Annotated in this window: 23 protein-coding genes; 13 read left to right on the forward strand and 10 right to left on the reverse strand. The window is 55.6% G+C overall.

Going from position 1 to position 24,315, the window contains the following annotated elements; translation table 11 throughout:
• Positions 1-8: 8 nt before the first annotated feature.
• Together ACP7IZ_RS01340 and ACP7IZ_RS01345 are read left to right on the forward strand one after the other, a co-directional pair.
• Positions 9-485, forward strand: coding sequence for a (2Fe-2S)-binding protein (locus ACP7IZ_RS01340; RefSeq protein ID WP_426847548.1), 477 nt, complete (start codon positions 9-11; stop codon positions 483-485).
• On the forward strand, positions 478-2,805 hold the full coding sequence (locus tag ACP7IZ_RS01345; protein WP_426847549.1) for a molybdopterin cofactor-binding domain-containing protein: 2,328 nt from the start codon (positions 478-480) through the stop codon (positions 2,803-2,805). Before ACP7IZ_RS01340 ends, ACP7IZ_RS01345 begins: the two co-directional genes overlap by 8 nt.
• A gap of 126 nt (positions 2,806-2,931) precedes the next feature.
• On the opposite strand, the gene ACP7IZ_RS01350 is transcribed toward ACP7IZ_RS01345, so the two are convergent.
• Genes ACP7IZ_RS01350 through ACP7IZ_RS01370 form a run of 5 tightly spaced genes read right to left on the reverse strand, consistent with a single transcriptional unit; the run spans position 2,932 to position 9,165 of the window.
• Positions 2,932-3,375, reverse strand: a complete 444-nt coding sequence (locus tag ACP7IZ_RS01350) for a SufE family protein (RefSeq protein ID WP_006115972.1) — start codon at positions 3,373-3,375, stop codon at positions 2,932-2,934.
• Positions 3,375-4,688, reverse strand: a complete 1,314-nt coding sequence (gene hslU, locus ACP7IZ_RS01355; RefSeq protein ID WP_006115973.1) for an ATP-dependent protease ATPase subunit HslU — start codon at positions 4,686-4,688, stop codon at positions 3,375-3,377. Before hslU ends, ACP7IZ_RS01350 begins: the two co-directional genes overlap by 1 nt.
• Entirely contained in the window at positions 4,688-5,287 is a 600-nt protein-coding gene (gene hslV / locus ACP7IZ_RS01360; RefSeq protein ID WP_006115974.1) for an ATP-dependent protease subunit HslV, read from the reverse strand. Before hslV ends, hslU begins: the two co-directional genes overlap by 1 nt.
• Before the next feature lie 46 nt (positions 5,288-5,333).
• The gene (locus ACP7IZ_RS01365; protein WP_426847550.1) at positions 5,334-7,331 is read right to left on the reverse strand and encodes a response regulator; all 1,998 of its coding nucleotides are present in this window, start codon (positions 7,329-7,331) and stop codon (positions 5,334-5,336) included.
• Positions 7,315-9,165: an ATP-binding protein gene (locus ACP7IZ_RS01370; protein ID WP_426847551.1), complete on the reverse strand. Its 1,851-nt coding sequence runs from the start codon at positions 9,163-9,165 to the stop codon at positions 7,315-7,317. Before ACP7IZ_RS01370 ends, ACP7IZ_RS01365 begins: the two co-directional genes overlap by 17 nt.
• 235 nt (positions 9,166-9,400) lie before the next feature.
• On the opposite strand from ACP7IZ_RS01370, the gene ACP7IZ_RS01375 reads away from it, so the two are divergent.
• The gene (locus tag ACP7IZ_RS01375) at positions 9,401-9,796 is read left to right on the forward strand and encodes a hypothetical protein (RefSeq protein WP_426847552.1); all 396 of its coding nucleotides are present in this window, start codon (positions 9,401-9,403) and stop codon (positions 9,794-9,796) included.
• 57 nt (positions 9,797-9,853) lie between these two features.
• On the opposite strand, the gene ACP7IZ_RS01380 is transcribed toward ACP7IZ_RS01375, so the two are convergent.
• Positions 9,854-10,936 carry a zinc-ribbon domain-containing protein gene (locus ACP7IZ_RS01380; RefSeq protein WP_426847553.1) on the reverse strand — a complete coding sequence of 361 codons (1,083 nt, stop codon included), beginning with the start codon at positions 10,934-10,936 and terminating at the stop codon, positions 9,854-9,856.
• Positions 10,937-11,104: 168 nt separating this feature from the next.
• Between ACP7IZ_RS01380 and ACP7IZ_RS01385 the strand changes: the two genes are divergently transcribed.
• From ACP7IZ_RS01385 to ACP7IZ_RS01395, 3 genes are read left to right on the forward strand one after another with little or no spacing between them, the layout of a single operon-like run.
• The gene (locus ACP7IZ_RS01385; RefSeq protein ID WP_426847652.1) at positions 11,105-11,887 is read left to right on the forward strand and encodes a cell division ATP-binding protein FtsE; all 783 of its coding nucleotides are present in this window, start codon (positions 11,105-11,107) and stop codon (positions 11,885-11,887) included.
• Positions 11,884-12,831: a cell division protein FtsX gene (locus tag ACP7IZ_RS01390; RefSeq protein WP_426847554.1), complete on the forward strand. Its 948-nt coding sequence runs from the start codon at positions 11,884-11,886 to the stop codon at positions 12,829-12,831. Before ACP7IZ_RS01385 ends, ACP7IZ_RS01390 begins: the two co-directional genes overlap by 4 nt.
• A 44-nt stretch (positions 12,832-12,875) precedes the next feature.
• Positions 12,876-13,460, forward strand: coding sequence for a YdcF family protein (locus ACP7IZ_RS01395; RefSeq protein WP_426847653.1), 585 nt, complete (start codon positions 12,876-12,878; stop codon positions 13,458-13,460).
• A 5-nt stretch (positions 13,461-13,465) separates the two neighbouring features.
• Here the strand turns inward: ACP7IZ_RS01395 and fghA are convergent, their stop codons facing one another.
• A complete protein-coding gene (gene fghA, locus ACP7IZ_RS01400) occupies positions 13,466-14,332 on the reverse strand; it encodes an S-formylglutathione hydrolase (protein WP_426847556.1) in 867 nt (288 codons plus the stop codon).
• Positions 14,333-14,476: 144 nt separating this feature from the next.
• On the opposite strand from fghA, the gene ACP7IZ_RS01405 reads away from it, so the two are divergent.
• The 3 genes from ACP7IZ_RS01405 (at position 14,477) to ACP7IZ_RS01415 (ending at position 17,751) form a co-directional block, all read left to right on the forward strand.
• Positions 14,477-15,352, forward strand: coding sequence for a bestrophin family protein (locus ACP7IZ_RS01405; RefSeq protein ID WP_019090105.1), 876 nt, complete (start codon positions 14,477-14,479; stop codon positions 15,350-15,352).
• A gap of 65 nt (positions 15,353-15,417) precedes the next feature.
• Complete coding sequence (locus tag ACP7IZ_RS01410; protein WP_006115983.1) at positions 15,418-16,008, forward strand: CarD family transcriptional regulator; 591 nt, start codon at positions 15,418-15,420, stop codon at positions 16,006-16,008.
• A 138-nt stretch (positions 16,009-16,146) separates the two neighbouring features.
• Positions 16,147-17,751 carry a tetratricopeptide repeat protein gene (locus ACP7IZ_RS01415; protein WP_426847557.1) on the forward strand — a complete coding sequence of 535 codons (1,605 nt, stop codon included), beginning with the start codon at positions 16,147-16,149 and terminating at the stop codon, positions 17,749-17,751.
• A gap of 85 nt (positions 17,752-17,836) precedes the next feature.
• On the opposite strand, the gene ACP7IZ_RS01420 is transcribed toward ACP7IZ_RS01415, so the two are convergent.
• Positions 17,837-19,228, reverse strand: a complete 1,392-nt coding sequence (locus ACP7IZ_RS01420) for a penicillin-binding protein activator (protein ID WP_426847654.1) — start codon at positions 19,226-19,228, stop codon at positions 17,837-17,839.
• Here ACP7IZ_RS01420 and rsmI point away from each other — a divergent pair.
• Entirely contained in the window at positions 19,216-20,184 is a 969-nt protein-coding gene (gene rsmI / locus ACP7IZ_RS01425) for a 16S rRNA (cytidine(1402)-2'-O)-methyltransferase (RefSeq protein WP_426847558.1), read from the forward strand. The two genes, ACP7IZ_RS01420 and rsmI, sit on opposite strands and share 13 nt — an antisense overlap.
• Positions 20,185-20,187: 3 nt before the next feature.
• Here rsmI and ACP7IZ_RS01430 read toward each other — a convergent pair whose 3' ends face one another.
• Together ACP7IZ_RS01430 and ACP7IZ_RS01435 are read right to left on the reverse strand one after the other, a co-directional pair.
• Positions 20,188-21,402: an NAD(P)/FAD-dependent oxidoreductase gene (locus ACP7IZ_RS01430; protein ID WP_426847559.1), complete on the reverse strand. Its 1,215-nt coding sequence runs from the start codon at positions 21,400-21,402 to the stop codon at positions 20,188-20,190.
• Positions 21,403-21,406: 4 nt separating this feature from the next.
• Positions 21,407-22,075 (reverse strand): glutathione S-transferase family protein, encoded by a 669-nt coding sequence (locus tag ACP7IZ_RS01435; RefSeq protein ID WP_003628165.1) that lies wholly within the window; start codon positions 22,073-22,075, stop codon positions 21,407-21,409.
• 184 nt (positions 22,076-22,259) lie between these two features.
• Between ACP7IZ_RS01435 and minC the strand changes: the two genes are divergently transcribed.
• The 3 genes from minC to minE all read left to right on the forward strand — a co-directional run bounded on the left by minC (position 22,260) and on the right by minE (position 24,244).
• Complete coding sequence (minC, locus tag ACP7IZ_RS01440; RefSeq protein WP_082823137.1) at positions 22,260-22,958, forward strand: septum site-determining protein MinC; 699 nt, start codon at positions 22,260-22,262, stop codon at positions 22,956-22,958.
• Between the two features lie 138 nt (positions 22,959-23,096).
• Entirely contained in the window at positions 23,097-23,912 is an 816-nt protein-coding gene (minD, locus tag ACP7IZ_RS01445; RefSeq protein WP_006115989.1) for a septum site-determining protein MinD, read from the forward strand.
• A complete protein-coding gene (gene minE, locus ACP7IZ_RS01450; RefSeq protein WP_063353890.1) occupies positions 23,909-24,244 on the forward strand; it encodes a cell division topological specificity factor MinE in 336 nt (111 codons plus the stop codon). Before minD ends, minE begins: the two co-directional genes overlap by 4 nt.
• The last annotated feature ends 71 nt before the right edge of the window (positions 24,245-24,315 follow it).

Below are 24,315 nucleotides of genomic sequence, written 5' to 3' on the forward strand. Positions count from 1 at the left end.
AGCAAGAGATGATAAAATTCAAACTCAATGGCCGTGACGTTTCCGTCGATGTGCCAGAAGATACCCCTTTGTTGTGGGCCCTGCGTGATGATCTGGACCAGACAGGCACAAAGTTTGGTTGTGGCGTAGGCCAGTGCGGTGCATGCACCGTGCTGGTGGGTGGCCGCGCCACCCGCTCCTGCATTACGCCCGTTAGCTCCATAGAAGGCGCTGATGTAACCACGATTGAAGGCCTGCACCCAGAAGGCAAGCACCCTGTGCAGGAAGCCTGGAAGGATATTCAGGTTCCGCAGTGTGGGTACTGTCAGTCCGGCCAGATCATGCAGGCCGTCAGCCTTCTAAAAGATTATCCCGACCCAACGGATGAGCAGATTGACGGCGTAATGGGCGGTAGCCTGTGCCGGTGCATGACATATGTGCGCATCCGCAAGGCGATTAAAAAAGCCGCCGCCGCCATGCAGAAGGAGGAGGCATCTCATGGGTAAGCTGGAACGCATTGCAGCCCGGCAGGATCGGGCCGCAGGCCGTGGGCCTACGCGCCGCGGTTTTCTGCTTACGGCCATGGGCTCGGCCTTTATGTTCGGCTTTGCGCGGCAGGGTAACGCTGCGCAGGTTTATCCGCAAGCCGCAGGCAATCTGCCCGCTGGTGGTGCGTTTGAACCCACAATCTGGTGCTCCATTGCGCCAGATGGCTGGGTGAACGTAAACGTTATCCGTGCGGAAATGGGCCAGCATGTTGGCACAGCCCTTGCCCGGATTATTGCCGATGAAATGGAAGCGGACTGGAACAAGGTTCGGATCACCTATGTAGATACAGACCCCAAATGGGGCCTGATGATTACAGGTGGTTCCTGGTCTGTCTGGTTGACATGGGATCAGTTCCGCCAAGCTGGTGCCGCAGCCCGTACCGTTATGGTGGAAGAAGGCGCACGCCTGTTGGGTGTGGCACCTTCTGCCTGTATCGCACGTAATGGGCAGGTTATTGCGGGCAAGCGCTCCATTTCCTACGGTGACATTGTAAGCCGTGCGCACCCCACCCGCACCTTTACGCCAGATGAAATGGCCAAGCTGCCGCTGAAGCCTGCATCTGAACACCGGTTGATCGGGCGTGAAGTCAAGGCGCTGGATATTCCTTCCAAAACAGACGGCTCAGCCATTTATGGTATTGATGCCAAGCTGGAAGGCATGGTGTACGCACGCCCCAAAATGCCGCCCACGCGGTATGGCTCCAAAGTGGTTTCTGTTGATGATACGGAAGCCAAAAAGGTTAAGGGCTATATCCGCTACATTGTGCTGGATGATCCTTCCAACACGGTGCCGGGCTGGGTTGCGGTTCTTGCTTCCTCCTACCCTGCTGCCATCCGCGCAACAGATGCCCTGAAAGTTACGTGGACACCGGGTAAAACCGCCAACGTGACCGAGCAGGACATTATTGAGCACGGCCGCAAGCAGATTGCCGAAAAAACCGGCGGTTCGCGCATCTTCAATGATGCCGGGGTGGATGAAGCACTGGGCAAAGCCGATAAGGTGGTGGAACGCACTTATACGTGCTCTTCCGTGCTGCATTATCAGCTAGAACCCATGAACGCCCTTGCCCGCCTGCATGAAGGCAAGTGGGAAGTGCATTGTGGCAACCAGTGGCAAACACTGTTCCTGCCCGTTATTGCCAAGGCGCTTCAGGTTCCCGAATCCGATGTGGTGATGCGCAGCTACCTGCTGGGGGGTGGTTTTGGCCGCCGCCTGAACGGGGATTACGCAGTTCCTGCCGCACTGATTTCCAAAGCCTTGGGTGGCAAGCCTGTTAAACTGGTCTTCACCCGGTCTGATGACGTGCTGTTTGATTCCATCCGCTCACCGTCCATCCAGACCGTGCGCGCGGGCGTCAATAAAGATGGTTCCATCAACGGGTGGGAACACCATGCTTCTGCCGGTTGGCCAACTGGTGTGATGGCTGCCGCCTTTATGGAAAAAGGTGAAGACGGCAAGCCATACGATCAGTTCGCCATTGCAGGCGCTGACCATTGGTACGACGTTGGCCCCATTCTGGTGCGTGCGCTGGATAATGATCTGGCCGATGCCACCTTCCGCCCCGGCTGGCTGCGTTCGGTTAGCTCCGGCTGGACACCATGGGCGCATGAAAGCTTTCTGGATGAACTGGCCCATGATTATGGGAAAGACCCAGTTGATTTCCGCCTTGGATTGCTAACGTGCAAAGGCCGCAACGCAGGGAGTTCTCCCAACTCTGTTGGTGGCGCATCCCGTCAGGCCAATGTGCTTAAAAAGCTGGTGGAAAAGTGCGGTTACGGCAAAGTCAGCCTGCCTAAAGATACGGCCATTGGCATTGCCACCACCTTCGGGCAGGAACGCAACATGCCAACATGGACAGCAGGCGCCGCACAGGTGCATGTTGACCGCGAAACAGGTGTTGTAACCTGCCAGAAAATCTGGCTGGTGCTGGATGCTGGCACGATTATTGACCCAGACGGCGCTTTGGCCCAGACCGAAGGCGGCGCGCTGTGGGGCCTGAGCATGACGCTGTTTGAAGGCACGGAAATTGAAAACGGCAACGTGCGTGACCGCAACCTGAACACCTATACGCCCCTGCGTATTACAGATGTGCCGGATATGGATATTGAGTTCCTGCCCAGCACGGAAAAACCCATGGGGCTTGGTGAACCGGGTGTTACCACCATTGCGCCAGCTATTGGCAACGCCATTTTCAACGCTGTTGGCGTGCGTATGCGGCACCTGCCCGTACGCCCGGCTGACATTTTGAAAGCGCTGAAAGAAAAAGGGAACGCCTGATTTTTCAGGCTTCCGCTTTTTTCTAAAGCAGGCATAAAAAAAACCGGCGGCTGGATTTTTCCAGCACGCCGGTTTTTTATTTGGAACTGCACCACCTGTGTGCAGGCAGCGCAATTCACATTCTGTTCAGGCCACAGCAGAAGCCGCAACGGAACGAATAGCCCGCGCCATAGCTTCCACCCCGTTGCCTCGGTTGGTGGAAAGCGCCTGCACAAGCCCCAGATCACGCAAAAACTTAGGATCTGTTGCCTGAATTTCTGCCTTGGATCGGCCGGAATATACGCGCAGCAGCAAGGCTACCAACCCGCACACTATGGCGGCATCGGACAGGCCAGCAAAATACAGCTTGCCGTCTTCTTCCTTTTCTTCCAGCCATACCTGGCTTTGGCAGCCGGGCACACGGTGGGCATCATCACACCATTCCTGCGGGAACGGCGGCAGCTTGCGCCCCATTTCTATGATGTACTGATACCGCTCCATCCAATCATCAAAGATTTCCAGCTCATCGCGGATGGCCTCAATAGCTTCTTCTGCCGTATCTTCCTGCGGCGTTACAAATGGTGCTTCCATTACAGAATAAACCTGCTCAGATCTCCCTTGCGCGCCAGTGGCGCGACTTTTTCCTGCACCATTGCAGCATTTACTTCCACGGTTTCACCCTTACGGTCCGATGCCGTGAAAGATACATCTTCCAACAATCTTTCCAGCACTGTGGCAAGGCGCCGCGCCCCAATATTTTCAACACGGTCGTTAATATCCGCTGCCAGTTCAGCCAGCGCATCTATGGCATCATCTGCAAAGTTTAGGGTAACGCCTTCGGTTCCCATCAGGGCGATATACTGCTTGAGCAGAGAATGTTCGGGGTCTGTGAGAATACGGCGCAAATCTTCGCGGCTCAGAGGCTGCAATTCTACCCGAATAGGCAAACGGCCTTGAAGCTCTGGCAAAAGATCAGACGGCTTGGCCAGATGGAACGCGCCGGAAGCAATAAACAGAATATGGTCTGTGTTTACCGGCCCGTATTTGGTGGAAACGGTTGTACCTTCAATAAGTGGTAGCAGATCACGCTGCACCCCCTCGCGGGAGACATCGCCACCCTTTGCACCACTTTCCGAGGCACGGGCACACACTTTGTCTATCTCATCCAGAAAGACAATGCCGTTTTCCTGCGCATTCGCCACGGCTTCCCGCGTGAGGGCCTCACCATCTAGCAGGCGGTCTGCTTCTTCACGCTTCAGATATTCCCGTGCCACAGAAACCTTGAGTTTCTTCTGCTTGGGGCCACGGTTCATGAAGGCCTTCATCATATCGCCTACATTGATGGCCTGCCCCGGCATGGCTCCGGGCATTTCACCGCTTCCGGCAGGGGCTTGCTCGGTTACGGCAATATCAATTTCCTTGTCTTCAAGCTGCCCGGTGCGCAGCATGCTGCGGAATTTGCTTTTTGTATCAGCAGAAGATCCTTCCCCTGCCAGAGCATCTACAATGCGTTCTTCCGCTGCTTGCTGAGCTTTTTCTTCAACATCCTTGCGGCGCGATGTTTTCAGCATGGTGATGGATACTTCCACCAGATCGCGCACAATGCTGTCTACATCACGGCCCACGTAACCCACTTCGGTAAACTTGGTGGCTTCCACCTTTAGAAAAGGTGCCTGAGCCAGTTTTGCCAGCCTGCGGGCAATTTCCGTTTTACCGCAGCCCGTGGGGCCAATCATAAGGATATTTTTGGGCACAACCTCTTCACGCATGCCCTCAGAAAGCTGCGCACGCCGCCAGCGGTTGCGCATGGCAATGGCCACGGCCCGTTTGGCATCCTGCTGGCCCACAATAAACCGGTCCAGTTCGCTTACAATTTCACGCGGGGAAAAATTAGGAGCATCCATTACCGGCTCTCCTGATCTGAGGCTGCCTTGAGTGTTTCCACCCGGACAGAATGATTGGTGTAAACGCAGATATCACCGGCAATCTTCATAGATCGCCGTACAATTTCCTCCGCCCCCAACCCATCAACTGTCAGCAGGGCACGCGCGGCGGAAAGTGCGTAATTGCCGCCTGAGCCAATAGCGATAATGCCATCTTCGGGTTCCAAAACATCGCCATTGCCTGTGAGGGTAAAGGAATGTTCGGCATCTGCCACGGCCATCATGGCTTCTAACCGGCGCAGATAACGATCTGTCCGCCAATCCTTTGCCAGTTCCACACAGGCGCGCTCAAGCTGGTTAGGGTAGCGTTCCAGCTTGGCTTCCAGCCGCTCAAGCAGGGTAAAGGCATCTGCCGTGGCCCCAGCAAAGCCCGCCAGAATATTATCCTGCGGGCCTATGCGGCGCACCTTGCGGGCATTGCCCTTTACAACCGTGCTGCCTAGCGTGACCTGACCATCGCCCGCCATGGCAACTTCGGCCCCGCGCCGCACGCAGAGAATGGTTGTCCCGTGCCAGCCGACGGGATCATGGGATGAGGAAGCTGTATGAAGAGTATGCATGATCTTCCTCAGATAAGCCTTATTGCGCCCAGAACAAGGGGTTGGCCTATGCAGCCAGCATGGCCTTCACATCTCCTAAAAGCGCATCACGCGTATAAGGTTTGTGCAGTACGGCCACGCCTTCGGGCAAAATGCCCAGATCTGCGTAACCTGTTACAAACAGCACCGGCAATTCCGCCCGCTCTGCATGAATACGCTGTGCGGCCTCACCCCCATTCATACCCGGCATCATCACATCCATAACCACAAGGGCAATATCTGGCCTGTTGCGCACGGTTTCTACGGCCTCTGCCCCGCTGGCAGATTCTAAAACCTCATACCCTGCGCGGCTCAGAAAGCCTGCCGTTACGGCCCGCACGCCCGGTTCATCATCCACAACCAGAATAGCGCGGCCCTGTGGGGTGGCTGCCAGTGTGCGTATGTTGGTCGTGGTATTACCAGAAGCCGCAGTGGGCGGGAGAGATGCTGAAAGCTGCGCATCCATGGCCGGGAACCACAATTCCACAGAAGTGCCACCACCTGGTGTGCTTTCCACCCGCACTTCACCACCACAATGGCTGATAAAGCCGTAAATCATGGACAGGCCCAGCCCTGTGCCCTGCCCCATATCCTTGGTGGTGAAAAACGGATCAAAAATGCGGGCACGCATTTCTTCCGTCATGCCCACGCCTCTGTCTGAAACCTGCACCACCACCCATGCGCCAGCATGATCCTTACCAACATGTCGGCCCAACAGCCGGGCAACCTGCCGCACAGAAACGCTGGTGCTGCCGCCCTCCGGCTGTGCATCAATAGCGTTAATGCACAGGCTAAACACCGCCAGTTCAAGCTGCACGGGGTCTGTCCATACAGGTGGCAGAGGTTCTTCGGGCAGGGCAAACTGCACGCTGCTAAAGCGCCCGCTACCTTCCACCAAGGCAGAATCCAGCGCATCCCGAATATCTTCTGGCACCTTGCCCTGCTTCATGAAGCCTTGGAGGTTTTGCATTACGTCCTGCACCTCCACACGCTGGCATACCAAATGGCGTGGTCGGCTGAAGTCTAGCAACTTGCGTGTAAGTGTGCCCCCTCGGCGTGCAGCTTCCATGGCGTTCTGGTACAGGCGCGCCACACCCGGCTCCCGCGGGGGTTCCAGATCCTGCACCAACTCCAGTGAACCCTGAATGGCGGTAAGCAGATTGTTAAAATCATGCGCAATGCCCCCCGCCAAGGTGCCGATGGCCTGCATTTTCTGGGCCTGCCGCAAGCGCTGTTCCAGCCCCAGCAGGTCTGTCACATCCCGATCAATCAGGATGGAATAATCAGACAACAAGCCCGAGCGCACAGGAGCGTTGCGCAAGCTGTCTAACCGCACGCGCGTAAGATCATGCCAGCGGTTTTGTCCATCTGGCCCCGGAAGCTGCAAGACCTGCTGATCCCGGCCAGATGTTTCCAGTGCCTGCCGCGCTTCTTCCAGACTTTCGTGCCGTGGGCCGTTTACCAGATCTTCTTCTTTCTGGCCCAAGCATTCGGCAACGCTACGGCCAAATTCCCGCGCCATCTGCTGGTTCAGGCGGATAAAGCAACCGTTCTGATCCTTGAACGCCAGCCCGAATGGCAGGTTTTCCAATAGCCCGCGTAGCAAAAGCTGCTCACACTCCAACTCTTTTTCCAGAAAATAGCGCGCAGCCGCCTGCCCTACCATGGAAAGAAGTGTTTCATCATCCCACGGTTTGTAGGCAAAAAAGGAGATCTGCCCCCGGTTCAGCGCGGCTTCCACGGCAGAGATATCGGCATATCCTGTCAGCAAAATAGCCCCTGCGCCGGAAATATCCCGCGCCTGCGCCAAAAAGACATCACCCGTCATGCCGGGCATGCGCTGGTCCGAGATAATAACCGCTACATCGGGGTTTTCACGCAGCAACGCCAAACCCTGTTCTCCCGATGAGGCAGAAAGAACATGATAGGCCCCTTCCAGCAGGTCTGTCAGCGCAACCAGAATCTCCGGTTCGTCATCCACCACAAGCACGATGGGACGCTGTTTCAGGTCAGGCAACGTTATCACCGCGCCTCTCCTCTCCTGCTCTGTATGGCACGCGGAGGGTGAAACAGGCGCCCCCCAACGTGCTTGCATTGGTTACAACAACATTGCCGCCGTGGGCCTGCACAACACCGTATGCCGTGGCCAGCCCAAGCCCCGTACCAGACCCTACAGGTTTTGTGGTAAAAAACGGTTCAAAAACACGTTCCTGCAACTCTTTGGGCACACCCGGGCCGGTATCGCTTATCTGGATCACGTATTCTTCACCTTTGCCGCTTTCGGCTTGCTCCAAAAACGAGGTGATAAGGATACGATCTGCACGTGGAAGCGTAGGCTCGGAGCTTTGAATCGTCTCGCGCCGTGTGTCCAAAATGGCATCTGCGGCATTGCTTACAATATTCATGACCACCTGGTTTACCAGCGCCGCCTGACACACCAGTTCTGGCGGAGCCTCCAGCTTGCAGGTGACCTCAATATCCTGCCCCAGCTTGGGGGCAAGCAGCGTAAGCACCATGCCTATGGCCTCTGGCACATCCAGACGGCGGAACTCTCCTTCCTCCAACCGGGAAAAACGGCGCAAACTGGCCACCAGATCCCGCATGCGTGAAAGACCGATAAGAGAGGCAGACAGGCGCTCGCTCCCCTTTTGCAATGCGGTTTCTGCCGTTACCAGATCTTGCGATCTCACAGCATGCAGGGCCTTAACCATGCTGCGTTTGACCGTGTTTTCATGCGCCAGCACAAACGCCAGTGGGTTGTTAAATTCGTGCGCAATACCGGCAGCCAGTTCCCCCAATGATGCCATTTTGGCGGACTGCACCAGTTTGGCCTGCGCCTCTATCAGCTTGCGATTGGCGGCTGCCAGATCTGCATTAACGCGCCGCAGGGCATCGGCCAGCGCCATACGCGCACGGGCGCTTTCTATATGCGCCTCTTCCCGCCGGGCTTCATCTTGCAATGTCTTGCGCCGCACAAGGCTGCCAATGCGGCTCACCAACAACTCTACTGGCGTATCGGCATCTAGCAGATCATCTATACCGGCATGAAATGCACGGGCCACTTGCTCACCAGATAAGCCGCCGTGCTCCACCATGCCCATTATGCGCGTGCACTGGCGGCTGCGCCTGCGAAAAGCCGCTATGGTGCGGGCTAGCGCCAAGCCATCAAATGCCGGGCAGGCCAGATCCACCACCACACAATCCGGGCAGGCGCGGCTGCCGGCAATACCGGAAAGATCCAGCTTTTCCGGATCTTCCACCAGCAGAGCATCTTCCCCATTTTGTTGCAGAAGCTCCACCAGATAAGGTTGGCCGCCTCTGGCTGGTTCAAAATCTGCGGGTTTTTGCCTATCAGACCACGCCCACAACACGCCGCCCGGCGCTGTCATGATAACAATGCGCGGCTGGCGAAAAACCACGCCCTCTCGCCCTGCAAGGTCTTCATCATATTCGCGCAGCAATGCGCAGATACGAAAAACCAGCAAAAGCGGATTATCCGCCATGCTGAAGCAGCAATCTGCCCCGCGCTCCAGAATTTCGGCTTCCTGCCTGCTGTTGGCTTCTGGCAACAACACCACAACAGGAATACCCCGCGTGGCCGCGTTTAACCGCAACCGCTGGCAAAGTTGGGTGGCGGGCATATCTGGCAAGCGTGCTGGTACAACCAGAAGATCAGGCAGATCTTCATCAAACCCGGCAAAAGCAGAGCGGCCATCCGCCACGCTTTTTACACGCAACCCACGCGCCTGCAGCAGAGTTTCGAGATGTGCCTGCCAAGCCGCGTCCACCCCAGCAAACAGGATGGAGCAGGAAAGAAAATCCATAATTTTACCGGCCACCGGCATAAAAGCCGCTGACATGCCCTTCCGAGAGGTCAGTGTAAAAAATGTATTCTAACAAAAATCTTCCCGCACACCCTCATCGCGAATGCGTTACCCATATGAAAACATGCTTTGCGTGCGCCATATGGCTATCCATTGGCATGCTTTACCCTGTGCCTGTATATACAGGGCAAGAATAGTCCGCCTGCGCGCTCTGTGGGTTGGATACAGCAAAACCACTCGGCCCTGTTACTGCCGGCAAGGAACGATACCAATGGACACGCGCATGCCTCTTTCTTCCCAGTCTTCTGCTGCCTCCCGTTCTGGCACTTCCGGCTTTGCCCTTGTGCGCACAGCCATTTGGTCTGTCTGTTATTTTGCGTTCTATTTTGTGCAACAGGTTGCCGAGCTGTTTGCCCCACTGCTGCTGATTGCAGGTGTGGCATGGGCTGCCCTGCCCGCGCTGGTTGGCGCACTTTCCAAATCTGCTGCATCGGCAGACCCGCAAGCGCGAGATGCCATTGCCAATGTGGCTGCCGCCATTCCGCATCATCTTGCCATTGCTGGGCATGATCTAACAGCCAGCGGCCTGATCTGGGATGGTATTATGCTAATGGCTTTGGCTGCAGCAGGTGCCACTCTGGCAACACTGGCCGGGCGCAGCATGTAAAAGCTGCGCAAGCCTACTCTATCCTAGCAAGCCACGCGCGTCTTTTCGTATCAGGTATTAGCCTGCACGATGCAGGCGCGCCGCAGCAGGCCATGCATGCACAATGGCATTCCACCAATGCCAGATAGCCACAAAACCGATAACAGCCAGAACAACGCTGATAATCCAGGCTATTTTCCAGAATTTTTCCGTTAAAATCAGCCCACGCACATCCAGCTTACGCGCCAATTGTGCTTGAGGTTGCGCAACATGCGCCGCCGCACTTTGGGCATAGGCCTGTGCCACTTCCGGCCGCACTTTGGGCATTCCCATAGGCCGCGGCGGGTTTGCTGCCCCTACTTCTGGCGCAACACGTGGTGCGGCAGATTCCGCGGCGGGTGATGCCTTGCGCAAAGGCTCATAACGTTGGCCCGTTTGTGGTGCAGGCTCTCTGATCTGCTGCTGTTCTGGTGCTGCTACAGGCGTAGGCGCAGCAGAAGGTTTTGCTGCCGCCGATAACGTTGGCTCCACATGCGGCTGAGCATACGGCGGAGGTGTTTGTTTAACATGCACCTGCCGCACAGTTGTGGGCTGCGGGGCTTCCGAAACATGCGGCGGCGCAACTGGCTTTTCTGGCTCTGGCGCAGGAGGAGATTCCGGCTCTGCTACAGGCTCCGATTCAGCAACGGGCGCACTTGGAATTTCCGGGGCATACTGCGGTGGAACAGGCTGAGGTTCCGGCGGGGGCTGAACGGCCTCAGGCGCCAACGCGTCTTCAACCGGCGCAGATGCTTCGGCTGTTTGCGTGGCAACCGGTTCTTGAACAGGTGCCTGCGGTGCCGGAGGCTCTGTTACAGGTGGTGGAAGCTCCGAATCCGGCCTATCGGCAGCGGGAGCTTCCGAAGGCGCCGTGGGAGAATCTGCTTTTTCTTGTGGCGCGCTTTCTTTTGGCGCGCTGTGTGGTGCTATTGCTTCTGGCTGTGCAGATTGGGGTTGAGCGTGTTCATGCGGCACAGGCTCCGCAACAGGTTCTGGCTGAGGCTGCGGGATCTGAACCCGCCATTTAACGCCACAGGCAGAGCATTTGAGCATTTGCCTTTTGGCAAGAAGAGCCTCTGGAACCTGATAGGCCACACCGCAGGAAGGACAGACGATCTTCATGAACACTCTCTTGATAAAGGCTGCCTTCCTCCCTGCGCCTGCTGCACGCAGATGCGAGGCTAAGGCATCGAACGGAAGAACAGATTTGGCATCCCCCTTAGCACAGGTAACGCCCGTTCGCGCCAGACATCGCGCCAAAAAGATGGAACAGACCGTTTATTAAGCAGTATATTGTGTCTTTCAATCGACACTTCCCCCGCCTGTCGGTTACACTACATACATGCAACAATTGCTCCGCTTTACGCCACTTCCGTCCTTTATGGTTCCAGCATGATCCGTCTGGAAAACGTTTCATGGCGGCGGGGCAAAAAGCAGAATGCGCTGGTATTGTCCGATCTTTCCTTCTCTATTCCGCAAGGGGGATTCCGCTGGCTTCTTGGCCCATCGGGCGCAGGCAAAAGCAGCCTGCTCAGCCTACTGCACCTTGAAACACTGCCCACGCAAGGGCGTATGCTGCTTTTGGGCAAGCCTGTTTCCAAGGCGGAAAAGCGTGCGCATTTTGTACGCCTGCGGCAGAGAATCGGCATGGTGCATCAGGATTACAAACTTATCCCCGGCTTGAGCGTGGCGGATAATGTGGCCCTGCCATTACGCCTGCAAAAACGCCCTGAAGATGAAATTCAGGATGAAATTCAAGCCATTCTTAAATGGGTAGGATTGGGTGAGCGCCTGAATGCCCCCGCAGCCAGCCTTTCTGGCGGGGAGCAACAGCGCACAGCCATTGCCCGCGCCATTATCCACCGCCCCGGCCTGATTTTGGCAGATGAACCCACCAACGCGCTGGAAGAAAGCCAAGCCCACCGGTTGCTGGATATGTTTGCGGAACTCAGCGACATGGGCACCACCATGGTTGTGGCCACACATAACGAGGCCCTGATACGTAGGCTGCAACGCCCTGCCCTCTATCTGGAGCGTGGAAGACTGGTGCAGGATGAAGGGGCAGATATATGATTTTGCCCTTTTCTGGCCGCAAGGATGGACTTTCTGTTTCCGAAGCTTTGCCAGACCGCAGCCTGTTTGCGCTTGTAGCCATGATGAGCTTTTTGGCAGCCTTAACCCTTGCAGGAGCAACAGGTGCGCGTGCGCTTTCTGCCCGCTGGGCCGGAGGTGCTGCCCAGCTTGTTACCGTGCAGGTGCCAGACCCAGATCAACCCCTTACCCCTGCCAGCAAAAAAGAACCCGCAGGCCCCACCCGCGCAGAAGCCGTTTTGGCAGACCTCAACACCTTGCCCCCCGGCTCGGTGATGCACCGCCTGGATAAAGAGGAACTGGCCCGGCTTTTAGAACCTTGGTTGGGTGAAGCGGATAATTCGGCCCTTCCTCTGCCAGCCATTATCCGCATTCGTCTGCCAGACAATGCACAACTACCTAATGATCTGGAGCAAACCCTTACCGCGCATGTGCCCGGCACCATTGTTGAGCATAATGCAAGCTGGGGAGAACGCCTGAAGGCCTTGGCAAACAGCCTTTTGGCCTGTGCGGGTTTGGCATTGCTAACCGTTGGTGGCATTGCCACGCTTGTAACCGGCCTTGCAACACGGGCAGGCCTTTCAACCCGGCGCGATATTATTAAAATCCTGCACGGGCTGGGTGCATCCGATGGCTATATTGCAGGTCGTTTTGCTTGGCGCACAGCTATGTTGGGGCTAGGTGGCAGCTTGGCAGGCACTGTTTTGGCTATGGTGCCTTTGCTGGTTCTGTTCAGAATGGCAGCACCTTTTGCCAATATCTCACTCCAGTCTGACACGCTGTTGCTGCCAGATTGGCACACCCTGCAAAGCGTTATTCCAACAGATATGCTGGTTGCCTTTGCAGCACTGCCATTTGTTGCAGCCTTTATCTGCTGGGTTACAACACAAAGCATGGTGCGCCTATGGCTACGGCGGCTCCCTTAATCCCTCACCACAAACCATCCGGGCCGCGCCCTTCTGGCCCGATCATGCTTTTTTTACGGCTTTCACTTCGGCTGGCATTACTGGCCTGTTTTGCATTTGCTGGTGGATTTGGCTGGTTTGTAAATGATGCCCTGCGCCCCCCGGGCTATTTGCCCCATGCTGATGGCATTGTTGCGCTTACAGGTGGCGCGGGCCGCATTGATACATCGCTTAATCTGCTAGCGCGTAATCAGGGTGAAAGACTGCTGATTTCTGGCGTGGACACCCAAACCACGCTGGGTGCACTGTTACCCTCCACCGCACCTCCGGCTTTGGCTGAACGTATTACTCTTGGCTATCAGGCACGTTCCACCATTGGCAACGCAACGGAAACAGCCGTTTGGGTTGCTGATAACCATATTACTTCGCTCATCGTTGTTACAGCCAGTTACCACATGCGCCGCGCATTGCTGGAACTCAGCCGCACATTGCCGGATGTCACCCTGTACCCCTATCCGGTGTTGCCTCCAGCCATGGAACATCCTCTACGTCGCTCATCTTTGCGGCTTCTGGCTTTGGAGTATCTCAAATGGTTGGGCGCACTGGGGGGATTTACCTCTCCCAGCCTGAGCCGCACCCTGCATTCTTGAAAAATTCAACCCACTTTCAGGTTTTCTGCATGGTGGCGCAAATGGTCTGCCGCAAAACTTTGTACAAACCAGTAGGAATGATCGTACCCCGCGTGCTGGCGTAGGTTCAATTTTTGCCCCACCTGTTCCGCTACCTGTTGCAAGTGCCACGGCTGAAGTTCGCGTTGCAGAAATTGGTCTGCCTCACCCTGATCAACCAGAATAGTATTGGGGTGTTTGTGGCCATCTTCCAACAAGCACACCGCATCATACGCCCGCCATATGGCCGGATCTGGCCCCAAATACGCGGTAAATACCTTTTTCCCCCACGGCACAGCCGCCGGATGCACAATAGGCGCAAAAGCGGATATGGATTTCCAGAAGGTCGGCGCGCGCAAACCATGTATCAGCGCACCATGCCCCCCCATGGAATGGCCCATAATGCCACGCCGCGCGCTATCCAACGGTAACGCCTGCTCCACAATTTCTGGCAGTTCCTGCGCGATGTAACTGCCCATACGGTAATGTTTGCACCAAGGCGCCTGCGTGGCATCCAGATAAAAACCAGCGCCGGTGCCTAAATCCCAATCTTTATCTTCTTCCGGCACGCCTGCGCCGCGCGGTGATGTATCCGGAGCCACCAATGCCAGGCCCAAACGCGCAGCCTCTGCCAGTGCAGTGGATTTGATCAGGAATGTTTCTTCCGTGCAGGTTAGCCCAGCCAGTGCATAGACAACCGGCACCTTCTGCCCCTTACATGCAGCAGGCGGCAAAAACACACCAAACCGGGCAGCAAGCCCCAAAGTGTGGGAAAAGTGCTCATAAAACTGCACTTTACCACCGTGGCATACATGCTCCTCACACAGTTGTAAGCCGGTTGGTTGCGTATTCATTCCTGCCCTCCTGATCCTTCAAAAATCCGCACTCATGCTGAAAAATATGAAATAAATATATGTATTGTTAAGAAACTCCTTTTTTCGTGCCATGTTGATATAGGTTCAGGCAAGAACGCTTTTGTGACACGCGGGGATTTGTGAATGATTGTTGACCAGAGGGTCGGGCTACGCATTATCGGAAAAGAAATTCTAGGTGTTATCCTGCTTATGGCAGGGTGGGATTTAATTGTAGTTGTGCTTTTTCAGGTGTTCCATCAGGAGTGGATGGAACAGCCCAGCCTGCCGGTTTCCCTTATTGGTTCTGCACTGGCGTTGTTCATGGGCTTCCGCAGCAACAGCGCCTATGCGCGCTGGTGGGAGGCCCGCACCTTGTGGGGCGCTATTACCAATAACTGCCGCTCCTTTGGCCGACAGGCCGGCACATTGCTGGGAGACCGGCATGATCTGATGTACGCCATTGCCGCCTACCCCCATGCCCTGCGCATGGCATTGGGGAAGGAAGATGCCTCGGCCGATATCCAGCGCCTGCTTCCGCCTTATATGCAGGATGCAATTGTTCATTATCGCAACAAGCCCAATGCCATTTTGTATCAGATTGGGCTGGGCGTTACGGAAGAAGTCAATAAAAAGGGCATTGATGGCGCGGTGCATGGGCAGATTGACCGCATTTTGTCCGACATTGCCAACGCGCAGGGTGGTTTGGAGCGTATCCGCAACACGCCATTGCCCATGCAGTTTTCAGCCCTGCCGCGCACATTGGTAAATATCTTTTGTATCGTGCTGCCCCTTTCCATGGTGCAGACGCTGGAATGGATTACGCCGCTGGGTTCATCACTGGTGGGCTGCCTGTTTCTGGTGCTGGATAAAAGCGCAAACGATCTGCAGGAACCTTTTTCTGGCACACCGCATGCGCTGCCCATGGCCACCATGGCACGAAATATTGAAATTGACGTCACCCAGCCTACCGGAGACCCAACAGCCCCACCGCTTGTTGCTGTAAACGGTGTACAATACTGAATAGCAGAACCGCAGTTTTCTCTTTTACAAGACAACGCTGCGGTTTTATGCTATAAGCTATAGCTATGAACACGTTCAGAGCACCTCCTAAAGGCGGCGTGACAGACGCCATGGCACGCACCGCTGCAGCTGCTACGGCAGCCCAAGCAAAAACAAAAGTAAAGGATGAAGATCCTTTTGAGGAAGGCGATGCCATTGTCTATGCCGCCCATGGCGTGGGGCGGGTAGACCGGATAGGGGTTGATGAAATTGCTGGAACGAAGCTGGAAGTGATCCAGATTTCCTTCCCCGGCAACCAGATGACACTGCGCATCCCGCTCAGCAAAGCCCGTAAGGCTGGCTTGCGCAAAATTGTCTCGCGCGAGATTGTGGATAAGGCCATGGCCATTATCAAGGGTAAGCCGCATGTTAGCAAAGGCATGTGGGCCCGCCGTGCCGTGGCATATCAGGAAAAAATCAACTCGGGTGATCTGGTCCAGATTGCCGAAGTACTGCGTGATCTACGCCGCAACGTAGATAGCTTGGATGGCAGCTTTAGCGAACGCAAGCTGTTTGAAGCCGCGCAGGAACGTTTTGTGGCCGAAGTGGCCGTTTTGGAAAAGAAAGACCCGACTGAAGTTCTGGAATCCCTGACAGCAGTTATGAAAGCTGCCTGAACCTTTTACATTCCGTTACTTTAGACATTCAGGTTCATCGCCCGGCATGATACACTATCGTGTCGGGTTTTTTCTTGCCTACGCATTGCCTACCCCGTGTTATTCATTCATCTGTTTTAAACGATACCTAATGCCATCATGAATACTCCTGCTGCTTCTGCCCCTACCCTGCCCGATCAACTGACGTTGCGGCGCGCGCGTACAGAAATTATTGCGGGCCACTTCAACGAAATGCTTGCTGTTCTGGAACCGTTCAGCACTAGTGATAATGATCTGGCCAAAACCCTGTATGCATATTGCCTTGCAGGCACTAAGCAGCCGGAAGAAGCCGCAGAAATTCTATGCGATATTGCATCCCGCCATGCCGGCACGGAGCATCCGCTACAGGCACTGAGTGATCTGCTGGCGGAACTGGACAAACGCCCCTTAGCAGAAGCTGTATGCCGTGCTGCTCTGGAGCGCACGCCGCAGGATGCCCGTATTTATGATATTCTGGGCAATCTGCTGGTGCAATGCGGGCAGTTTGATGAAGCTATCAGCCTGTTACGCCATGCTGTTGACCTGCGGCCCAACAGCATGCACTCCCACAACCTGCTGGCCATGGCGCTTCTTGAACAAGGCTGTTTTGATGAAGCCTTGGCACATCTGCAAAATGTTTTGGAAACGCAGCCAGATCATGCTGGCACACTTTCAAACATCGGATGTATGCTGGCAGGCAAAGGGCGGCTGGATGAAGCGCTGGATTACTATCGGCGTGCCATTTCCCTGCGTCCTACGGAACCGCAAATCCGCCTGAACCACTCCATTACACTGCTTAAAGCCGGGCGTTATGCACAGGGTTGGGCAGAACATGAATGGCGCTTGCGCCTGCCCGGCCATACCAGCCTGCCGCCAAGCACGCTTATACCTTCGCTTGGGCCGAATACGGATATCCGGGGCAAGCGTATCCTGATTACGCAGGAAGAAGGGCTTGGAGATACTTTAATGTATCTGCGTTACATCAAGCCACTTTCAGACCGGGGGGCCATCCCGCATTTATGGGTACCAGAAACACTGGGCGAACTCTGTAATCGGGTTGTTGGCGCGCAAATTGTGCAGGTAGGTGGCACCACCCCACCGTTTGATTGGCATTGCCCGTTTATCAGCCTGCCCCGCGTTTTTTCTGCCACGCCAGATGCCATGGGTGCGCCCGTGCCCTATTTACGGGCAGACACCATAAAAGTGCGCGAACTGGCAAAATTCCTGCCTGAAAATGATAACCTGAATGTGGGGCTGGTATGGGGCGGCGCACCACGGCCCAATACAATTTCGGCCCATATTGTAGACCGCAGGCGCTCCATAAACCTGCACACACTCTCTCCATTAGGAGATGTGGAAGGCGTTAATCTCATCAGCTTGCAAAAAGGCCCCTATGCCCAGCAGATGAATGACCCACCGCCCAACATGGTGTTGTATGACCCCACACACCTCCTCCACAATATGGATGATACAGCGGCCTTCATCATGTCTTTGGATGTTGTGGTCACGGTAGATACCTCTGTGGTGCATCTGGCTGGCGGATTGGGTAAGCCGGTTTTGCTGATGGATCGGTATGATAACTGCTGGCGCTGGCTGAGTGGGCGCACAGATAGCCCGTGGTACCCTACGTTGCAGATTATTCGCCAGACCACCCCGCGAAAGTGGGATGATGTGGTGGAACGTGTTGCGCAGGTTTTAACCATTCTGGCACAGCACAAAAAATAATTTCTTTTATGCACAGCAAATAAAAAGGGCTTCCTGAAAATATATCAGGCAGCCCTTTTTAGCTTTTATTGCAAATACAACCAGATTAGCCAGATATTGCGCTGGCCTTTGCTGGAGCACTCTGCATTTTGGCAGGGCTACCGCCGCCAATCACTTCAAACACACCCAAAGCGCGGCGAACACGCCCATCAGGCAGCAGCGTAAACGGACCATTTACGCCAGAGAATCCTTCAGACCGCGTAAGTGCGCTGGCCGGATACCCAGAAGCACCACTCTGCGCCACGGTTTTGGCCACATTGGCAGCATCGTAAGACAAATCAGCCAGTGGCTTGGGCATATGGTGGTTAACCGCCATAAAACGCGTGGCAAAAGCCTGGCGAGACGTAGGATCTGGCGCGGCATACCATGCGCCTTTAATGGCCCCCAGCTTAGTGGCAAAGGCAGCCCACAGGCCCGGCCCCATAATACGTACAGATGGCAGGCTGATCTGGGTTTCGTTCAACGCCACAATCACGTTTCTCAGATTCAGGCCGGTATCACCCAGTAGCAGCGCATCAAAAGGTGGCGCTTCTAGCTTGGGAGCTTCTGCCTTGGGCGTATCTGTTGGCGCTGCTGGTGCGCTGCCATCTGTGCCCAATGCTGCCGCCAGATTAGAAGGCAACTTGTCTGCCGTTTTGGCGGCATCTGCATCTGCTGTGGCTGCATCTGGCGTGTAAGGCGCTGGCTCACTGCTGTTACCTTTTGCAGCCTGCAAGCGCGTATCGTAATTGGAAATATCACGCAGGCTTTGCGAAATACTGGCCGCCGTGCCGGAGTGATACACAATTGTTGGTTCTGGCAAACCCTGATCATGGCAAGCAGACTGCAAGCCATTCCCCAGTGCATGGCCTAGCGGGTTGTTGGGCAAAAGCGCCGCAAACTTACGCCGCCCATCCTGACGTGCCTGTTCTACCAGACGCTGCACCTGATCTTCTGGCGTGATACCCATAATCCACACACCAGAACGAGCCTGAGAAATATCACTGGTGAACGCCAGAACCGGAATACCGGCAGACTGTGCGGCGGGTGCCGCAACTGCGGTATCACCACTGGTAAGCGGGCCAAGCAGCAGGCCATCCCCGGCACTTACAGCAGCAGTAGCTGCACCAGATGCCCCACCGGCTGCGGCTGTATCATGCACATCTAACTGCAACCCTGTTGGGTCAGTAGGTGCTGTGTTGCCAACTGCAAGCTGCGCACCAGCCAGCAGTTCGTGCCCCAGCCCGGCATTTGGGCCACTAAGAGGCAGCAGAACCCCAATTTTATGGCTGGCAACAGGTTTAGAAACTCCACCGCCAGCAGAGGGAGATTGGTCTGCACAGCCAGCCAAAGCCATGCCGGTTATGCCCAAAGCAGCCAGACCGGCCTTGCGCCATGTCTGTTTTCCCGCCAGACCTTGGCTGGAAAGTCCAGACAGGAGCGAACATGCACGCGTCATCATCAAGATCGTCCTCCACAAACAACCGGCCTGATGAACACCGCGACCGGACTTCCCCCCTCCATAGCGAAGGAAAGCCGCCAAGTCATGCGCCTTCTTGCCCCGGCCTTACGTTGGTTGCCACACCCATTGGCAATCTGGGGGACTTCAGCCCACGTGGTGCCGAAGCACTGGCCAGTGCAGACCTGATTCTGTGTGAAGATACGCGCACCACCGCCCGGTTGCTAACAGAACGCAGTATTTCTGCCCGCACAGAAGCACTGCATGAACATAATGAACGCCAGCGTATTCCCGGCCTGATTGCCCGCTTGCAAGGTGGCGCCAATATTGCGCTGGTTTCTGATGCCGGCATGCCCCTGTTATCAGACCCCGGCTTCCGCCTTGTGCGCGCTGCCATAGAAGCCAATGTGCCAGTTACAGTCGTGCCCGGCCCGAACGCTGCGTTAACAGCGCTTGTGCTTTCTGGCCTGCCACCGCATCCGTTTATGTTTATTGGCTTTCCGCCGCCGCGTTCATCTGCCCGCAAGGAAAGTTTTGCCAAGCTACATGCGGCTGAACGTGCGGGCCTGAGCGCAACCCTAATCTGGCACGAGGCCCCGCATAGGCTGGCTGAAACTTTGGCCGATATGGCGGAAATTTTTGGCCCTACGCGCCCCTGTGCCGTAGCACGGGAACTGACCAAAAAATTTGAGGAAGTGCGGCGTGATACTGTGGGTGAACTAGCCGCCTTTTACGCCACCACCCCCCCGCGCGGAGAAATAACCGTGCTCCTTGGCCCAGCCGAGCCGGAACAGACATCTGAAGATGATCTGGACACCACCTTGCGCAGCCTGTTGGAAACACATTCCGTTAAGGATGCCGCAGCACTGGCGGCAACAGCAGCGGGCTTGCCAAAGCGCACCGTTTATACGCGCGCTCTGGAACTGGCCGCCGAAATTAAAGCCGCAAAAAGCTAAAACCTATACAGCACGAAACTGCGCTGCGGCTTCCCCCGCAGCGTGGCCGCTGGCCCATGCCCAGTGGAAGTTATAGCCACCCAGCCAGCCCGTAACATCCACAGCTTCACCCACCATAAACAGGCCGGGCACAGCTTCTACCTGCATGGTGCGGGAAGAAAGTGCGCGTGTATCCACCCCGCCACGTGTCACCTCTGCTTTGGCAAAGCCTTCTGTGCCTGTGGGGTAAAGTTGCATGTTCTGCGCACGCTGCGCCAAAGCCTGAATATCTTTATCGGCCCATTCCGCCATAGGCCGCTCAGATGCCTTTTGCGCTGCCAAGGCGGCAGCCAAACGCTGCGGCAGCCATCTGGCCAAAGCTGCTGGTGCCTTGGCTTTTGAACCAGCTTTTTTTAGCCCCATCAGCAATGCCGCCAAATTCTGCTCTGGCAGGATATCCACCTTTACAGCCTGCTCCGCCTGCCAATAGGAGGAAATCTGCAACAAAGCTGGGCCAGAAAGCCCCCGATGCGTAAACAGCAAAGCTTCATCAAACGCTGTTTTGCCACACATCACACGCACGGGCAGAGAAACACCAGCCAGCGTTTTCAACCACCCATCCTGCGGCTGATCAAACACCAGTGGCACAAGGGCCGGTTCTGGTTTGATAACGGGCACATCAAATTGCCGCGCCACATCATACGCAAAGCTGCTGGCCCCCAATTTGGGAATGGAAAGCCCACCCGTGGCCAAGATAACGGCTTTTGGCTGAAACTCACCGGCAGAGCTTTCTACCCGAAAGGCATCATCAGAGCGGCTGACGTGGCGAATGCGTGTATCTGTAAGAATACGCACACCTGCTGCGGCACATTCTGCCAACAGCATGGAAACAATATCCCGCGCTGAATGATCGCAAAAAAGCTGGCCCAGCTTTTTCTCGTGCCATGCAATGGAATGTTTGGCCAACAGGGCCAGAAAATCTTCCGGCTTATAGCGGCTGAGTGCTGATTTTACAAAATGCCGGTTGGCAGACAAAAACCGGTCTGCCCGCATTTCTGTATTGGTGAAATTACAGCGCCCACCACCGGAAATAAGGATTTTGCGCCCCACTTCCGGCCCGTGTTCCACCACAACAACGCTGCACCCGCGCTGGCCTGCCGTTATGGCAGCCATAAGCCCTGCGGCACCGCCGCCAATAACCAGCACATCTGGCGCGTGCCACGCCGTTTGGTGTTTCAAAAGATCAGAAATCCAGATTGGTGTAATATTCAGGCGGCGTTATGCCAGAAACCCGGTCGGCCAGAAGCGGACGGAAACAGGGGCGAGACTTCATGCGTGCGTACCAGTCCCGCACAGCTGGCACCTTGCTCCAATCAATATCGCCAATAAAATCCAGACAGGACAGATGCCCAGCGGCCGTAAAATCTGCCAGAGACAGAAAATTACCAGCAAGCCAGTTCCGGTTTTCTGCCAGATCATTCACGTATTTCATAAGCGGGCGCATGGCGGCATAGGCCTCACGCAGCGCGGTGCCATCAGGGTTGCCGCGACCGCTTAGGCGCTTCATCACCCGTTCATCAATAAACCGGCCAGAAACTTCGCGCGCAAACAGCGTATCAAACCACGCCATTACGCGGCGCACTTCCACACGTTCTGCCAGCGTACGCCCCAGCAGCGGCGTATCGGAATATGCTTCTTCCAGATATTCGCAGATCACATACGAATCCGGCACAATCAGCCCATTATCTTCCACCAGAACCGGCACATCACCTGCTGGGTTCATGGCCAAAAATTCGGGCCGGTGTTCCCATGCCCGTTCAATAATGGCCTCAAACGGCAGGCGCTTTTCCGCCAGTACAAGCCGAACAGTACGGCTGGCAGGAGAGAGGGGAAAATGAAAGAGGGTACGCATACCCGATGATTTATGCCATTGCCTGCCCCAACGCCAGAGGGAAAACAGCATGAAAGTACATCAAATTCCCACCATCCCCTTGCCTTCATGCATCCAATGCGTAACAGACACTTCCCAACTGCACTGTAACGCCATTATCCTGTGCATCTGTTATTCCTGATCTTTATTTCGAGAGCGGCTGTTCTTGTCCGGCACACATCCCCCACTCCCCCGTATCCGTATGTCCGGGCGCTCTTTTCTGGCGCTCACCCTCACGCCGGAAGCCCCGCTGGAAGATTGGCTGGTGGCGCTGGATCATCAGATCACGCGGTCTGTTGGCTTTTTTGCTGGCAAACCTGTTATTCTTGATCTGAGCATGATGCAGGCCGATACGCCCAACCTTGCCTTTTTGCTGCCTGCGCTCAAAGAACGCGGCATACGCGTGCTGGGCATAGAAAACGGTGATCGCTCATGGCCTGCCGTAGCAGATTGGGAATGGCCTGAAAGCCCGGTGGGGGGCCGCTCTTCAGGCCCAATTACCGCACCAGAAGAAGAACCCGAAGGCCCGCCAGCCCCCACAACCCTGCTGATAGAAGACCCCGTACGCTCCGGCCAGCATATTGTCTGGCCAGATGGCGATGTGGTTATTCTGGGGGCTGTGGCCTCTGGGGCGGAAGTTTCTGCCGGAGGGTCTATCCATATTTATGGCGCCTTACGCGGGCGGGCCATTGCGGGTATTGGTGGGCACGGCAATGCCCGGATTTACACCCGCAATCTGGCCGCCGAACTTGTGGCCATAGATGGATTCTATGCCACGGCGGAAGAAATGGACCCCGCCTGCACAGAAAAACCCGCGCAGGTTCTGCTTTCGGGGGAAGCACTTTTGTTCCGTCCGCTGCCGTAAGAAAATAAATAAAAAGAAAACTAAGACTAAATAGATATTGGCAGTTTTCTTTTTAGGTGCAGCTTGTCATGTTATCGCCATACAAGGTCATCATGGCTTCATCCATATGACCCCGCAGAGATATAAAAAGGAATACTGATGGCAAAGGTTCTGGTCGTCACGTCAGGCAAGGGTGGTGTGGGTAAAACCACAACCTCCGCAGCCTTGGGAGCCGCACTGGCCAAAACCGGCCAGAAAGTCGTGCTGGTAGATTTTGACGTCGGGCTGCGTAATCTTGATCTGGTTATGGGGGCGGAACGCCGCGTGGTGTTTGACCTGATTAACGTTATTCAGGGTGACGCTAATCTGGCGCAGGCGCTTATCAAGGATAAGCGGATTGATACCCTCTCCCTTCTACCAGCCTCCCAGACGCGGGATAAAGATGCCCTGACCACAGAGGGCGTTGCCAAGGTTATTGAAGAACTTCGTAAAAAGTTTGACTGGGTCATCTGTGATAGCCCCGCCGGTATTGAGCGTGGCGCACAAATGGCCATGCACCATGCTGATATGGCTGTTATTGTCACCAACCCGGAAGTTTCCTCTGTGCGAGACAGTGACCGCATGATCGGGATGCTGGATAGCACAACGGAAAAGGCCAAAAGCGGCAAGAAAATTGATAAGCACCTGCTGCTGACACGTTATGACCCCCAGCGCGCCGCACGCGGTGACATGCTGGCTACGGATGACGTGCTTGAAATTCTTTCCATTCCACTGCTTGGCATTATTCCAGAAAGCCCGGATGTTCTGAAAGCATCCAACGTGGGCGCCCCTGTTACGATTGCCGAACCGGAAAGCGCTCCAGCCCGCGCCTATGCAGAAGCAGCGCGCCGCTTGTTGGGTGAAAAAGTGGAAGTTACCATTCCAACTGAACGCAAAGGCCTGTTTGACTGGCTGTTCAAACGGAGAGTCTCATGACCTTCCTCTCCAACCTCTTTAAACGCCGCTCCTCCGCCCCCGTTGCGCGGGATCGGTTGCAGATTTTGCTGGCGCATGAACGCATCAGTGTAGGTGACGGCAAGGATGACCTGCTGGCTCAGCTACACCGCGAGATCATGGAAGTTATCAAACGGCACGTTGCGGTTGATCAGGACAAGGTTCAGATCAAGCTGGACCGTGGCGCGCATTGTTCCATGCTGGAAATTGATGTGGAAGTTCCGGGCCTGTCAGACAAAGACAAAGCAGATAACAAGGCCAAGGCTGCGGCATCTGGCAAACCTCCGGCTGGTGGCAAAACCAAACCAGCCTAAACCTGCCTGACTGCGGGGCTTTACGCCGCGCACAGATACACAAGCCTGCCTGACCCTTGCCGGTCTGGCAG

It is taken from the genome of Acetobacter sp. AAB5, assembly GCF_050106715.1.
Lineage (GTDB): Bacteria > Pseudomonadota > Alphaproteobacteria > Acetobacterales > Acetobacteraceae > Acetobacter > Acetobacter oryzifermentans.

Coding starts and splice junctions, on each gene's coding strand:
- fghA (WP_426847556.1), bottom strand. CDS start 14,332: ATGAATACGCAACCAACCGGCTTACAACTGTGTGAGGAGCATGTATGC.
- minD (WP_006115989.1), top strand. CDS start 23,097: ATGGCAAAGGTTCTGGTCGTCACGTCAGGCAAGGGTGGTGTGGGTAAA.
- ACP7IZ_RS01420 (WP_426847654.1), bottom strand. CDS start 19,228: ATGACGCGTGCATGTTCGCTCCTGTCTGGACTTTCCAGCCAAGGTCTG.
- ACP7IZ_RS01375 (WP_426847552.1), top strand. CDS start 9,401: ATGGACACGCGCATGCCTCTTTCTTCCCAGTCTTCTGCTGCCTCCCGT.
- ACP7IZ_RS01340 (WP_426847548.1), top strand. CDS start 9: ATGATAAAATTCAAACTCAATGGCCGTGACGTTTCCGTCGATGTGCCA.
- ACP7IZ_RS01405 (WP_019090105.1), top strand. CDS start 14,477: ATGATTGTTGACCAGAGGGTCGGGCTACGCATTATCGGAAAAGAAATT.
- rsmI (WP_426847558.1), top strand. CDS start 19,216: ATGCACGCGTCATCATCAAGATCGTCCTCCACAAACAACCGGCCTGAT.
- ACP7IZ_RS01410 (WP_006115983.1), top strand. CDS start 15,418: ATGAACACGTTCAGAGCACCTCCTAAAGGCGGCGTGACAGACGCCATG.
- ACP7IZ_RS01390 (WP_426847554.1), top strand. CDS start 11,884: ATGATTTTGCCCTTTTCTGGCCGCAAGGATGGACTTTCTGTTTCCGAA.
- ACP7IZ_RS01370 (WP_426847551.1), bottom strand. CDS start 9,165: ATGTCAGCGGCTTTTATGCCGGTGGCCGGTAAAATTATGGATTTTCTT.
- ACP7IZ_RS01415 (WP_426847557.1), top strand. CDS start 16,147: ATGAATACTCCTGCTGCTTCTGCCCCTACCCTGCCCGATCAACTGACG.
- hslV (WP_006115974.1), bottom strand. CDS start 5,287: ATGCATACTCTTCATACAGCTTCCTCATCCCATGATCCCGTCGGCTGG.
- ACP7IZ_RS01380 (WP_426847553.1), bottom strand. CDS start 10,936: ATGAAGATCGTCTGTCCTTCCTGCGGTGTGGCCTATCAGGTTCCAGAG.
- ACP7IZ_RS01395 (WP_426847653.1), top strand. CDS start 12,876: ATGCTTTTTTTACGGCTTTCACTTCGGCTGGCATTACTGGCCTGTTTT.
- ACP7IZ_RS01435 (WP_003628165.1), bottom strand. CDS start 22,075: ATGCGTACCCTCTTTCATTTTCCCCTCTCTCCTGCCAGCCGTACTGTT.
- minE (WP_063353890.1), top strand. CDS start 23,909: ATGACCTTCCTCTCCAACCTCTTTAAACGCCGCTCCTCCGCCCCCGTT.
- hslU (WP_006115973.1), bottom strand. CDS start 4,688: ATGGATGCTCCTAATTTTTCCCCGCGTGAAATTGTAAGCGAACTGGAC.
- ACP7IZ_RS01345 (WP_426847549.1), top strand. CDS start 478: ATGGGTAAGCTGGAACGCATTGCAGCCCGGCAGGATCGGGCCGCAGGC.
- ACP7IZ_RS01350 (WP_006115972.1), bottom strand. CDS start 3,375: ATGGAAGCACCATTTGTAACGCCGCAGGAAGATACGGCAGAAGAAGCT.